Origin of the sequence: Marivirga sericea (assembly GCF_900177665.1) — a bacterium.
GTDB classification, from domain to species: Bacteria; Bacteroidota; Bacteroidia; order Cytophagales; family Cyclobacteriaceae; genus Marivirga; species Marivirga sericea.
This window is the reverse complement of the sequence record NZ_FXAW01000005.1, coordinates 19636-33486: the sequence shown is the minus strand read 5'-3', so window position 1 is coordinate 33486 and position 13851 is coordinate 19636. Positions and strand designations below refer to the sequence as shown.

Here is a 13851-nt window from a genome sequence, read left to right as displayed (position 1 = left end):
GAGTGAAAATGAATAATATATTAAAACTATTGACCTTAACCGTATTTCTTATCATTGGTGGATTTAGCTTAAACGCTCAACCGGGACCTCCCGGACCGCCTGAAGATAATCCTGTACCAATTACTGGAATCGAGTATTTGATTGCTGCTGGAGCTGCATTTGGCGCAAAAAAAATATATGATAAAAAGAAGAAATAGGTTTAAGTCAATCTAAATCATCGATCGAAGGCCATTCATAAATCAAATTATGGGTGGCTTTTTCTTTTTTAGTAATTCTACTCTGTTAAGCATTTGTGATAGTAAAGTGAAAATAGTTAGTCCTGAATTAGATTCTTACTGCGGATCTACATCATAATTGACCCTCAATTTCCTAAATTGACTGTTTTCCTGTAGTGTACTGACGGAGGCTTTAATTTGATGCTTAGTTTTTTCTAGTGGATAACCCTTTTCCAATTTTATCCAGAGTTCCATATGGTAGATATTACGAATTTTAGCAATCATGGGCTCATGTGGAGCTAGTACTCTTTGATTACCCAACTGACCAATTAAAGATTCGTACAATAGCTTTGCCCCAATTCTAACTGCATTAGCCTGCGCACCTTTCAATACGATTTTAATTAATCGACAATAAGGCGGATAGAAAAACGAATGTCTTTCTTTAAGCTGAAGTTCATAAAAACCTTCATAATCATACTTTAACAGATAATCAAATAAAGGATGATTCTCCTGAAAACTCTGAATCCAAACTTTCCCTTTTTTATGGCTTCTGCCTGCTCTTCCACTTACTTGCAGCATCAGTTGAAAAGCACGTTCATGGGCTCTGAAATCAGGATAATACATCATTCGGTCAGCATCTACTATTCCTACTATGCTCACATTTTCAAAATCCAAGCCTTTGGTAACCATCTGCGTTCCTATGAGTATTTGTGTTTCACCACTTTCAAAAGATTCGATTATCTGCTGATAGGAATATTTTTTCCTTGTGGTATCTCGATCCATTCGTTGAATTTTTACCTCGGGGAAATGAAGCTTTAAATCGTCTTCTATCTTTTCTGTGCCAAAGCCCTTCATGACTAGCGCGGTTGATTCGCAACTTAAGCATGCACTAGGACTTTTTTGCCGATAACCGCAGTAGTGACATTTTAGCTCATGCTGGTGCATATGATAAGTAAGACTCACGGAGCAGTTCTCACATTCAGAAATCCAGCCACAGGTTTCGCATTGCAGATAAGGAGCATAACCTCTCCTGTTTTGAAAGATGATGGCTTGATTACCCTTGTTCATTTCAGATTCTAATGCGGCTAAAAAGCTGTGGCTAAAATCATCCTTAATGAGCTTTTTCGCTTTTTGTCTACGCATATCAATGACTTCAATAGACGGCATGCTGCCTTCCCCGTATCTTTCAGTTAATATGGATAAGCCATATTTATCTGTTTTGGCATTATAATAGCTTTCATAGGAAGGTGTGGCGGATCCCAGAATCAATTTTGCGTTGTGAATATTGGCTAAGACTACAGCTGTATCACGAGCATTGTAACGAGGTGCCGGCTCATACTGCTTGTAACTGCTTTCATGTTCTTCATCTACTACAATCAGAGATAAGTTGTTAAAAGGCAATAGAACAGAAGAGCGAACACCAATTACAAAATTAATAGTACCTTCCGCTACTCCTTGCCAAACCTCTACCCGTTCAGCATCAGAAAATTTAGAGTGATATATTCCCACTTGGTCACCAAATATTTTCCGGACACGCTGGATCATTTGAGTCGTTATGGCTATTTCAGGTAAAAGAAATAGCGCTTGAGAGCCACTATCAATTACCTCTCGAATAAGAGAAAGGTATATTTCTGTTTTACCACTTCCGGTTACTCCATGTAAAAGGGCTACATCTTTTTCGGCAAAAATTGAATTGATTTCATCTCTACAGTTTTCTTGCGCAGTACTTAAAGTGATTTCATGATCTAGATTTTGCTGTCTATTGAGATAGTCCAAACGAGAGGTAATGACTTCATATTCCTCAAAAATCTTATGTTTTATTAAAGTATTGATAGAAGAGGTAGAAAATTGCTCTTCTTTGAAAATACTTTTGGCAACGCCTATTTCATTTTTACTGGAATCATTAAATACGGGGACTTCCTGTAAATATTTTAAAAGTACATCCAATTGCTTTGGCTTTTTATCAAGTTGTTGCATTAACTCATGCAACTGAGCTTCATCCAGCCAATCCTTTTGCAATCGCAATCTTTTTTCCGTTTTAGGTTTATACCGTTCCTGAACTTGCTCAATTAACATGATAACCTGCTTTTTGAGTAGTTCTTTTATTAGTACACTGCTTTGTTTAGCATTGGTGATTTCAGCAAATTGCTCGTAGGAGAGAAGCCCTTCCTTTTTCAGGAGGTTTATGACCACTTCTTCAATCTGACTAAAAATGTAAGGAGATTGATCCAATTGAAAAGCTGGGTTCAATTGGATTTTAGATTCACTACTTAATTTTAAACCGGATGGCAATCCAACATTCAGCACTTCTCCTTCTGTCGCCATATAGTACTGGGCTATCCATTCAAATAGCTTGAATTGCTGCCTACTAACAACTGGGTATTCATCTAATATTTCTAATATATACTTTGCTTCATAGTCTTTAGGTGCTTCTTCATGAATAGCACTGATAACTCCCGCGATAATTTTTTTCTTTCCAAATGGGACAATAGCTCGAATTCCTACCTGAATAAATTCTTCATATTTCTGTGGCACACGATAAGTGAAAGTTTTTGGAATGGGTACGGGCAGCAAAACCTGCACGAAATAGGTCTTTCGTAAACTTTCTTCTTCGATGCTATTCAAACTCAGCTGACTCATTTTTTTAATTGAGCTAAGGCCTCTTCCACGGAATACACGGGTTGCTGGCAAGCATTATTTTCACAAACATATATTGTAGTTTTCGTGTTGATGATTTCCTTTCCCTTCCAAACTACTTGTAGGTCACTTTCTTCCTCAATTGCCATAATGAAAGTATGGGGGAGATAATGAGTCCATAATTTCTTTTGTAACTTTTTAGCATCTTTTCCCACAATTACGACATCAAAGCTTTGGTAAGCCTTTAGAGCAAAGGCAGAGGCATAGTTTGCTAAAAATTTTGGCTCTCTGGGAAGTAAATGCTGCATTTGTTTTAACATTTGCTCTGAAATATCAGTGAAACTTGAATTACCTTTCAAAATTCCTAACCAGTGCAGATTTTCAATCATAACTGAATTAGAAGAAGGAATTACGTTGTCAAATATTTCTTTTTTTCTAGCAATCAGTGTTTCACTTGACTTATCGGTATAGAAAAATAGCTTTTCCTTATCGTCATAAAAATTTTTAACGGTGTAGTTAGCCAGTTTTTCAGCAAAATCTAAAATTGTAGCATCAGAAGTGATTTCAAAAAGAGCTAAAGACGCTTGAATAGTGAGAGCGTAATCTTCTAGATATCCATTTAATTTCGCCTGGCCATTTTTAAAGCTTCTAGATAACTGACTACCATCCCATACGAATTCACTTAAGAAGACAAAATTATCCTGCGCAATAGCTTTATACTTTTCATCTTGATTTGCTTTATAAGCATCGCATAGCCCTTTCATTTGTAAGGCATTCCATCCTGTAAGTATTTTATCATCCAGAGCAGGTCTAATTCGTGCTTCTCTGGCTTCCAGAAGTTGAGCATTAGTCGATGATAATTTTTCTTCAAAGTCTTTGGGGTCTAGTTTTTCAACTTTACAAAAGTCATCTATAGTGCTATGTCGAAATAGGATGTTTCTATTGTTTTCCCAATTTCCATTTTCAGTAACGTTGTAAAATTTTAGAACCGCATTTGCATCTTCCCCTAAGATTTTTTTTAATTCTTGATAGGTCCAGGTATAGAACTTTCCTTCTTCTCCTTCAGAATCAGCATCCAAAGCAGAGTAAAACCTACAATAGGAGTCCATGAGTTCTCTCACGCTAAAGCGAATGCTATCTTCAAAAATCTCTTTGAAATAGGAGTTTTTTGTAAATCGATAAGCATCTGCAAAAAGACTAATAAGCTGACCATTGTCGTAGAGCATTTTTTCAAAATGAGGAGCAAACCATTCTGCATCTACTGAGTAGCGTGCAAATCCGCCACCAACTTGATCATAAATGCCGCCATTAGCCATAGAGGTCAATGTGAATTCTAAAGCTTTTTTGCTTTCTGGATTTTGACTTTGGTAAGCATAATTCATAAGGAACTTCCAAATAACTGGCATTGGAAATTTTGGGGCTCCTAAAGTGCCTCCATTGTCCCAATCAAGGGAATTGCTTAGTTTTTGATAGGCCTCTGATAGTATTGTTGCATCAAAAGTATCTGCCTGGAGTGATCCTAAATTTAATTTTTCGCTATCAGATGCGTTCAGAGCTAATGCAAATTTATCTGCTGATTCATCTAATTGCGTTCGGCTATTTTGAAATGCTACAGCTACTTTATCCAGTACTTCCAACCATTTTGTTTTAGGGAAATAGGTGCCGCCATAAAAGGGTTTTTGGTTAGGCATCAAAAATACGTTCAGTGGCCACCCTCCGTTCAGGCCCATTGTTTGGATAGCATCCATGTAGATTTGGTCAATATCTGGCCTTTCCTCACGATCCAATTTGATGCACACGTAATTCTCGTTCATCACTTTTGCCACGTTTTCATCTTCAAAGCTTTCATGTTCCATTACATGACACCAGTGGCAAGCTGCATAACCGATACTCAACAAAATAGGTTTGTCTTCGGTTGCCGCTTGATTTAAAGCTTCTTTACCCCACGCTTGCCATTCAACTGGATTATGAGCATGTTGTAATAGATAAGGACTACTCTCGTGAATAAGTTTATTGGCTTTTGGCATCATCTAATTCTTTTTCAACATGTTTTATTTCTTCTTCCACATTTCCCATTACTGAGAATCGGTTTAACTTTTTCTGCAGAGCTTCCAAGAATTGGACATGTTCTTCTGAACCCGGATTCATGACCCTATGGTTTAAATCGTTCTTAATGGACTGCCATTTGTCGCAGTAGGCAAATAATGGTTCGGAGAAGAAGGTTTCCCTAAAACGCTGCCAAATAAAATTTCTTGCCATGTTATTTGGATGAATCATGTCTTCTGCATAGAAACGGTAGTCCCTTAAATCATCCATCATTAATTCGAATGCTGGGAAATAGTATGTTTTGTCTATTGCTGTTTTAATTTTATTAGTAGCTAGCCGCAATATTGATTTACTCAGCATATTTTCAGGGATACCATCTTTAATATGTCGAACAGGACTAACTGTGAGAATTATCCTGAGATCAGGGTTTTGCTCTCGAAGAAATTTCAAAGTGTCAGTCACTTCTTGTACTATATCCTCTAATTCCAATAATTCCTTTTGGAAATTTTGGGAGGGTAGTTTGTGACAATTAGCTATAATCTGTTGGGTTTTTTCATATCGATAGACCCATGCTGTACCAAATGTTAGAATAAGTACTTTAGAGCTTTCCAGATATTCTTTGAATTTGAAAGTAGCCTCCCTAATTCCATCTTTAAGTTCAATTAGATTTTTCTTACCAAAGATTGAGTGCGCATCTAGATGATTGTAGATATCCCTATTCTCAATAATATGATCTTCATTGAGATCTTCATTGTTTAATGCAGCCTTAATCAATCGCATTTGAGAGATTGGATTGTAAATGATTCCGAAAGGATTACTTAAAATATCCATTTTCATTTCTGCAAATCGGCTTCCAATATGATCTGCAAAGCAACTACCAATAGAAGTGATCCTATCATGCGGATGAATTTTTTCTTCAGTTGGCTTAATTTCGATCGTAGTTTTTAATTCCATTGTCCCCAGTTATATGGATTCTTAAATAGGATTTAGTAAAGTGAAATCGAGAATATGAGAGCAATCCTTTCCACTTAATATTAAATGCTTTTTTAGTTAAATTAGACGCTCAACACTTTAACCATGTGTATTAATTCCTGATTTAAAGGCTTATTTTTCGTGATACTATCTTCAAAGGAAGTATAGACCAATTTATCATTGATAATTCCCGCCATCACATTCTTTTCGCCTTTGATTAAACCTTCAATTGCTCCCAATCCCAGACGACTAGCAAGGATTCGGTCTTGAGCACTAGGTGATCCGCCACGTTGTATATGTCCTAAAATAGATACCTTAACGTCTTTCTGACTGATTTCCTTTTTTACTTTTTCTGCGATCTCCATGGCATTACCTTCTTCGTCTCCCTCAGCCACTACGACTATAGACGAAGTCTTATGCCTAGCCCAACCTTCTTGCAAAGTACTGATCACTTCTTTAATGCTAGTAGAGGTTTCTGGAACCATCACTAGTTCAGCTCCACCACCAATCCCGGAACGTATGGCAATATAACCCGAATCTCTTCCCATTACTTCAATGAAAAATAAGCGATTATGAGAATCTGCAGTATCGCGAATCTTGTCGATGGCACCTAGAGCTGTATTGACAGCTGTATCAAAACCGATGGTGTAATCCGTTCCATATAAATCATTATCAATAGTGCCTGGTGCACCAACTGTAGGGATTCCAAATTCATCGAAGAAAATTTTAGCACCCGTAAAAGTACCATCTCCGCCTATTGTGATTAAGCCTTCGATACCTAATATTTTAAGTTGCTCATATGCCTTCTTTCTTCCTTCTTTTGTCTTGAATTCCTCACTTCTTGCCGATTTCAAAATTGTACCGCCTTTTTGAATTATATTACTAACTGAATGAGAATCCATTTTCACAATATCTCCTTCAATCATTCCATCATAGCCTCTGTATATACCATATATTTCTACTCCGTGATATACTGCACCTCTGACAGCTGCTCTCAAGCATGCATTCATACCAGGTGCATCACCGCCCGAGGTCATTATTGCTACTTTCTTCATTTATGACTTGTTTTTAAGTAAAAATTTCAATCTTTGAAGTATTAATTTAATAAATTCAATTTAACGATTTTTATTGCTCTATTACTTCAAAAACAATTTTAAAGTTGGAAAAGCGATGCTGTTAATGCAAATAAAAATCGTTATATATTTGTTTAAATTCCAATTATAATAGTAGATATGAAGCATAAGTCAATCCCTTTTTTACGATTAACGCCCGTTCGGTCTGAAGTTAAAACAGTGATAGAGGAGGTGTTGTCTAATGGAGTATTGATGAACGGAGTATATTTAAAGCGCTTCAAAGAAGATTTTTCTGATTATTTAAAGCTTGATCATGTAATTCCCACAGCTAATTGTACTGATGCTTTAGAAATAGTTTTGAGAAGTTTAGGAATTGAGGAGGGTGATGAAGTGATCACTACAGCTTTTAGTTGGTTTTCTGATGCCTCAGTTATTAAAATTATAAATGCAAAAGTAGTTTTTTGCGATATCAATATCAATCATTTTGGACTTGATATTTCAGATTTAGAACAGAAGATAAATGCAAATACAAAGGCTTTAATTCTTCCACATTTATTTGGATTGCTTCATCCTGACGTTGAAAAAATTTCAGCGCTCTGCAATGATCATAATTTAGCGTTGATTGAGGATTGTGCGCAAGCACAGGGAGTTAGTCTCAATGGAAAATATGCAGGAACATTTGGGGATGTAGCTGCTTTCAGCTTTTATCCTACTAAGAATCTGGGGGCCTTGGGTGATGCTGGAGCTATCGCAACAAGTCAAAAGTCGCTAGCAGATAAATGCCAATTATGGGCGAACCATGGGCAAAGCAGTCGTAATGAGCACCTGCAAATGGGTAGAAATAGCCGAATGGATGAAATACAAGCCGCTGTACTTAGTACAAAACTACCTTTTCTGCAAGCAGATAATGTACAGAGAAAAAAGTTTGCTGAAATCTATTTTTCTGTTTTGGAGAAATCTCATTGCAGTCTACCAATAAAAAATGAGCATCATGTCTACCATCAGTTTGTGATCAGGACCAAGAGGAGGGATGAATTGAAAAGGTACTTAATTGAAAGAGGAATTGAAACAGATATCCACTATCCAGAAGCTCTTTCAGATATGCAGATTTTTGGTACAGGGGAAAAGTATCCTAATGCTACTCTAGCTTCGAAAACCGTGCTGTCTTTGCCTATTCATCCAAATCATTCCGAAGATGAAATAGAATTTGTAGCGAAAAACGTAAACAGCTTTTTTAAAGTTTAAACATATCTCTAATCGGTTGAATAATTTTAGTGATTTCTTTTGAAGGCTTGAAAAACAACATGAATACTCCGAAAAGGAGAGTGGCAAGAATTGTTAAATATATACCATTTAAAAATGGGTTTGACAATTGAGGTACAAAATTCATGATTGTAAAACATAAGCCAGAAAGTAACAAGGTGCTCAAGGTATGAATTGAAAAAGGCTGGAATTGTAATCTGTAATAAATATAAACCATTTTCATCAGGTTAAATAAAAATATAGTAGATATAGTGGCTAATGCAGCTCCTGTTAGTCCATATCGAGGGATTAATAGAACGTTAAGACTAACTGTTAAAAGTGCTAAAATCAATACAAAATAGATATTTGTTTTATAGTGCTTTGAAGAGATTATAATTTCCGAATTAACTCCAAATCCCATATCTATTAGTTTGCTTAACCCAATTAAAACCACTATCCATTTTCCGCTGGAAAATTCATCTCCTTTCGGCATAATATTATAAATGTTATCTAGATTGATCACTACCAATATAAATACAAAGCTCCCTAGAATTAATTGGTTGATGCTACTCTGCTTGTAGATTTTTTTTATTTCATCAAGCCTTTCATTTTCAAAGGCACTAGCGATAATAGCATCGGACATTTGAGAGATACTTCTTTTGGGAATTTCAATTACGGTACCCATAAAAAAGGCTATAACATAAATTGCGTTTTTTTCCAACCCTAAATAGGATGTAACCATCAGTTGATCAATTTGCAGCACAATGACTGAGCCGACAGCACCTGCCATTATAAAGATCATGTATTTAAACATTTGTTTAATGAATGGCTTTTTCAGCTGAAAGATTGAGAAATTAAAGTGCAATTGTCCTCTAAAAAGTAAAATTGCTAAAAGTAAAAATAAACTTAAGGCATAAGTGGCTACGGATAGTCGCAAAAACCACTCAAATGAGATTATATCCAGAAAGTAGATTAAGGCTACTAAACTACTCGAAATTCTCAAAAAGAATTCTCTCATAAAAGTAGGAATAACTACATTTAGCTGGGCTTTATAGTATGCTTCAAAGATTGAAATATAAACCAATATGCTAGCGAGACTAATAATTAGCCAATATTGTTGGACTAATTCAGGTGCATTTTCTTCAAAAAACCCGAAAATCCACTGATCAATCAACTGAAAGAGACCAATAAACAGGCAAATCGTAAAGAAGGCCGTGATGAGAATGAAAGTAAAAAATCGCCCCGAAGATTTTGGACCTTTATTAAATCTAGGGAAATATCTTAAAGTACTTCTGGCTAAACCCAATTGAGCAAATGGAGCCATGACAATGGCCATAGAAAAAATGGCCTTAAATAGTCCCAATTCTTGTTGGCTCAAAAATTCGGGAAATAAGAAAATCATATTTACAGCACCTACCGCAACTCCTAAGTAGTTGATTATAGAGGCATATGCACTTTGTTTGATGACTACTCCCACTGATATTATTTTGAACGAAACTGAAATTTAATAAGACGAAATCAATAAAATGCTATTATAGTTATGTTTTCTGTTTAATGGAAATTCAATCATGGGAAATAATCCTTTCAGCTAAAAATGCTATTGCTTAGATTTGAAAGATGGAGACGAATATAGAAAATATAAAACTTATAGAATGTCCTAGAGACGCCATGCAGGGATTGTATGATTTTATTCCAACAAAGCGTAAAATTGAATATTTAAATCAATTGCTAAAAGTTGGATTTGATACGATTGATGCCGGGAGTTTTGTTTCGCCTAAAGCCATCCCTCAGATGAGAGATAGTGCAGAGGTTTTTGATGGTATAGACTGGCAAAATACCAGTTCAAAATTGTTAGCGATCATAGCTAATCAACGCGGAGCGTCTGAGGCAGTAAACTTCAAGCAGATTTCCTACTTAGGATACCCTTTGTCACTGTCTGAAACTTTTCAGCAGCGGAATACCAAGCGCTCTATTGCCACGGCAATGGAAAATCTCAAGGATATTCAAGAGTTGACAATTGCTAATGATAAAACGCTAGTAGTGTACCTTTCTATGGGATTCGGGAACCCCTACAATGATCCTTATGATGCTACATTTGTTCAGAAATTTGTAGAAGAGTTAGATCAATTAGATGTCAAAGTGATTTCACTATCAGATACAATTGGAGTATCGAACCCTACAAATATCTCTTGGATTTTTGAGCAATTGATACCACAATATCCGCATATAGAGTTTGGCGCACATTTGCACAGTAATCCTGCTACTATTTGGGAAAAGGTAGATGCCGCTTATAGTGCAGGCTGTAGAAGATTTGATGGAGCCATTAAAGGATTTGGTGGTTGTCCTATGGCAAAAGATGATTTAGTTGGAAATATGGTGACAGAAGATATGGTGTCGTATTTCAACCAAAACAGTATTGGCTTAGGCATCAATAAAGAAGCTTTTGAAAAAGCTCAGCAATTAGCTCTAGATGTTTTTCCTGTTCGGTAAGGCTGCAATAATGGCTTCGAATTTGCCGAAGAAACGGCTTATTTTATGTTCTTAATTGCTTGCTTATACTGGTTATCAGCAGGAGGGGATATTTGTTAATGTTGACAATCTTACTATTTATGCTGGGAAAAGAGCCTTTAATTTTTGGTGTACTGGCATTAATTAGCAGCTTTTCTATTTGCGGAATCTGAAGGAGAAGGATTGAAAAATGGGTGGTAAATATTTTACACACCCATTTGATTTTAAAAATCATCTAAATCTTTTCCTAGATCATCGTCATCAAAATCAAAATCATCATCACTGATGTCTTCATCTGAATCATCATCGATTTTAAATCGCCAAGTATTGTCGTTCTCGTCATCGTTTAATTTGATTTCGTCTGAGTCGTCATCAAAAAAATCGTCTTCAAGCTCATCGTAGTCCTTGTCATCGTATTCGTCAAACTGGGCGAAATCCGATGCTTCATTAAGTGCCATTTTATTATCTAATTTTATACGTAGAAAGCTAACGTATTTTTAATTAAGTTGTATGAAGTTAGTATGAATTAATTTTTAAAATTTGCACATTATTTAATGAAAGGGGTATTTAGAGCTTTTAAGACTAAGTAAAATGCACTAAATAACTTAAAATATGAAAATTAAATTACAGAAATGTTGAGCTCTTTTTTCTAGTACTTGCCAAGCAGCTCTAGTTACTTTTCAATTTTATACGGAAGAAATTCATCAACATCGCCACGAAATTTGTGGACCTCTCGGATTATTGTGGAACTGATAGCTGCATATTCTGGAGAGGTAATCAGAAAAACTGATTCAAGTCCTTCATTCAAATATTTATTAACTTGCGCTATACTGTTTTCATATTCGAAATCAGTAGTATTTCTTAGGCCTCTTAATAAAAACCCGGCACCCAGATCTTTGGCTAAGTTAGAAGTTAATTTGTTATAGACGATTACGGATACTTTAGGCTCATCTTTAAATGTGCCCTCTAGTTTGTCAATCATCAAATCAATTTCAAAATATCTATTTTGTTTTTTAGAATTATAGCCAATAGCTATTACAATTTCATCAAAGATTTTCAATCCTCTTTGCACTATATCATAATGTCCTTTTGTAAAAGGATCAAATGATCCTGGGAAAATTGCAATTCTTTTAGGCATATTTATAAGTTGAAATAATTGCCGAATACATCAAAATACTGATGATCTGGTATTTCGTCAAATTTAAAACCAAAGTTCAATTTCTTGGTCCTGTTTCCTACCTCTAGAGTAGGGAAACTTTTTTTCAATGCCTCAAAGTGAGAAGAATCTTTTTTAATGTATCCCCACAGCTTTATAATACCTTCCTTTTTTAGGATTTTAAACTCGTGACAAATCAAATTGATATATCGAGTGTATTCCTCAAATTTTTGAATTTTAAAGGAGTTAAAATAGAGCAATTTGCCATTGTTGGTGATTGCTGCATGTAAATAAAACCGATCAATATATAAAGAGAGTTCGTTTTCAGTGGAAAAAGGAGGATTGTGCAAGACTGCATTTACCAACATTCCGCTTTGGTGAGTAACTTTAATCTTACTATTTACATAGATAGATCGAATAAATTTTAAAACTTCCTTTTGATAAGTGAAAATATTTACGGAATCATTGCTATTCACTTTGTAATATCCAACCGAATCAGCTTTATCTACCTCACAATTCATTTTGAGTATTGCTCTGGCATTATCCTTTGAAAAGTAGGAGAGTGGTGATAAGCAATATTTGGATGTTTTGAAGCATAGAATTACTTCTTTCCAAAACCCCACCATTAGTAGGTGATGTTCATCAAAAAGTGCTTTTAGTACTTGCACTTTTTGATGCTCATCTGAAGTCTTATTTAAGTTATAATCTTCTAGGATTAATACTCTATTCGATTTGATATCTATGATAGATACCTGAAGATCTCGATCTCCAATCTCTAAGATTAAGCAATATTGCTCAATCTTATCAATAGAGAATTTATCATCTTTGATCTTCTTGATAGGTTTAAAAACTTTTTCCTTTGTGATATCCAAAATATTATTCCCAGTTTCCTGTTGTTGTAACTTCTGATCTAGAACCTACTCTTAATGCTTTTTCATTATTATCTTCCCTTCTCTTAGGATTAATTGGGTCAGGGTCCCTTACTTCAAAAACATCAACTTTAACAGAGCCTGTGATGATTTTATCAGCGAAAATCTCGAATTTCTTTTTCGTACCTGGTTTATATGGTAACTTTTGAAGTTCGAAATTTTCAATATCAGCATATAAAGAATCAAACACTGGTATTGTACCAAGAGTATCAATATTAATCACAACACTGTCACCGCCATATTCTCGAGGGATGATTGTCTCTGATCTTTCAGTTAAGTAGAAGTCGCCAGTATCAATGAAATTTATTAACTTTTCCCAGTCACTAGTATATTGCCCATTTACTCTTTGATAAGCAATCATACCTGATCGAATTTGTTTTAATTTATTAATTACTCGAGCTTCTTCTCTTTTAATCTTTTTTTCTTGTTGGATATCATAGGCGATACTATCTACAAAAAAGTAGCCTATTACTACCGCTGCCACGAAGAAAACTATTGAAAAAATCTTTGTTTTACTCATCTTTTTATTTTTTTCTCTAATTAGAAATTATTTTGAAACGCTATTTTATGGAATTATTCACAAATTTAAAATATCCTGTAAGATTTAAAACTTCTTGGGGTTTATTTATTCCAATAAACATATTGTGTAAGTACTCTTTTTCTGTATTTAGTATTTTTTTTTCATCAAAAAATGCAAATTCGGTCAAAATTTGTTGTTGACCCATTTCAGGATCGCTTCCCAATTTAAGAATTCCTCCCGTTTTTTTTACTCTAAAAAATAATTCAATTGCATGAATTTGATCACTAATGAATTCATTGACAAATAGCATTTCATGGACACAAATATGCAAACCAGTTTCTTCTAAAAATTCTCTTTTCAAGTTTTCTACTGCATCTTCGCCAAATTCTAAGCCTCCGCCAGGAGGAGACCAAAGAAATTCTTTTTGACCTACCCCTTCATGTTTTAAAAGTAAGATTTCATCATCTTCGATTAATATGCCTCCCACTCTAACTCTTGCTTTCCCTCGAAATTTTTGATTGACACTTTCCTTTGCATTTACAGTCATCAATAT

Annotated in this window: 13 protein-coding genes; 3 read left to right on the top strand and 10 right to left on the bottom strand. The window is 35.1% G+C overall.

The features are described from left to right. Positions 1 to 8 precede the first annotated feature (8 nt). Entirely contained in the window at positions 9 to 197 is a 189-nt protein-coding gene (locus B9Y84_RS12055) for a hypothetical protein (protein ID WP_085517585.1), read from the top strand. Between the two features lie 135 nt (positions 198 to 332). On the opposite strand, the gene priA is transcribed toward B9Y84_RS12055, so the two are convergent. From priA to pfkA, 4 genes are all read right to left on the bottom strand, one after another. After that, the gene (gene priA, locus B9Y84_RS12050) at positions 333 to 2855 is read right to left on the bottom strand and encodes a replication restart helicase PriA (protein WP_085517583.1); all 2523 of its coding nucleotides are present in this window, start codon (positions 2853 to 2855) and stop codon (positions 333 to 335) included. Beyond that, positions 2852 to 4882 (bottom strand): thioredoxin domain-containing protein, encoded by a 2031-nt coding sequence (locus B9Y84_RS12045; protein ID WP_245830861.1) that lies wholly within the window; start codon positions 4880 to 4882, stop codon positions 2852 to 2854. Before B9Y84_RS12045 ends, priA begins: the two co-directional genes overlap by 4 nt. Continuing rightward, the gene (locus tag B9Y84_RS12040; RefSeq protein ID WP_085517578.1) at positions 4863 to 5852 is read right to left on the bottom strand and encodes a GSCFA domain-containing protein; all 990 of its coding nucleotides are present in this window, start codon (positions 5850 to 5852) and stop codon (positions 4863 to 4865) included. Before B9Y84_RS12040 ends, B9Y84_RS12045 begins: the two co-directional genes overlap by 20 nt. 101 nt (positions 5853 to 5953) lie before the next feature. Beyond that, positions 5954 to 6925, bottom strand: a complete 972-nt coding sequence (pfkA, locus tag B9Y84_RS12035) for a 6-phosphofructokinase (RefSeq protein WP_085517577.1) — start codon at positions 6923 to 6925, stop codon at positions 5954 to 5956. Between the two features lie 177 nt (positions 6926 to 7102). Between pfkA and B9Y84_RS12030 the strand changes: the two genes are divergently transcribed. Further along, complete coding sequence (locus B9Y84_RS12030; protein WP_085517576.1) at positions 7103 to 8188, top strand: DegT/DnrJ/EryC1/StrS family aminotransferase; 1086 nt, start codon at positions 7103 to 7105, stop codon at positions 8186 to 8188. Here the strand turns inward: B9Y84_RS12030 and B9Y84_RS12025 are convergent. Continuing rightward, complete coding sequence (locus B9Y84_RS12025; RefSeq protein ID WP_085517574.1) at positions 8178 to 9662, bottom strand: lipopolysaccharide biosynthesis protein; 1485 nt, start codon at positions 9660 to 9662, stop codon at positions 8178 to 8180. The genes B9Y84_RS12030 and B9Y84_RS12025 overlap by 11 nt on opposite strands. A gap of 140 nt (positions 9663 to 9802) precedes the next feature. On the opposite strand from B9Y84_RS12025, the gene B9Y84_RS12020 reads away from it, so the two are divergent. Then, a complete protein-coding gene (locus B9Y84_RS12020; protein WP_085517572.1) occupies positions 9803 to 10675 on the top strand; it encodes a hydroxymethylglutaryl-CoA lyase in 873 nt (290 codons plus the stop codon). Positions 10676 to 10917: 242 nt separating this feature from the next. Here B9Y84_RS12020 and B9Y84_RS12010 read toward each other — a convergent pair whose 3' ends face one another. The 5 genes from B9Y84_RS12010 to B9Y84_RS11990 all read right to left on the bottom strand — a co-directional run bounded on the left by B9Y84_RS12010 (position 10918) and on the right by B9Y84_RS11990 (position 13845). Further along, positions 10918 to 11151, bottom strand: a complete 234-nt coding sequence (locus B9Y84_RS12010; RefSeq protein WP_085517569.1) for a hypothetical protein — start codon at positions 11149 to 11151, stop codon at positions 10918 to 10920. 215 nt (positions 11152 to 11366) lie between these two features. Then, positions 11367 to 11831 carry a pantetheine-phosphate adenylyltransferase gene (gene coaD, locus B9Y84_RS12005; RefSeq protein ID WP_085517567.1) on the bottom strand — a complete coding sequence of 155 codons (465 nt, stop codon included), beginning with the start codon at positions 11829 to 11831 and terminating at the stop codon, positions 11367 to 11369. Positions 11832 to 11833: 2 nt separating this feature from the next. After that, entirely contained in the window at positions 11834 to 12721 is an 888-nt protein-coding gene (locus B9Y84_RS12000; protein ID WP_176223788.1) for a DUF3822 family protein, read from the bottom strand. Between the two features lie 4 nt (positions 12722 to 12725). Then, complete coding sequence (locus B9Y84_RS11995) at positions 12726 to 13298, bottom strand: hypothetical protein (RefSeq protein ID WP_085517564.1); 573 nt, start codon at positions 13296 to 13298, stop codon at positions 12726 to 12728. 40 nt (positions 13299 to 13338) lie between these two features. Beyond that, the gene (locus B9Y84_RS11990; protein WP_085517562.1) at positions 13339 to 13845 is read right to left on the bottom strand and encodes an NUDIX domain-containing protein; all 507 of its coding nucleotides are present in this window, start codon (positions 13843 to 13845) and stop codon (positions 13339 to 13341) included. Positions 13846 to 13851: the final 6 nt, after the last annotated feature.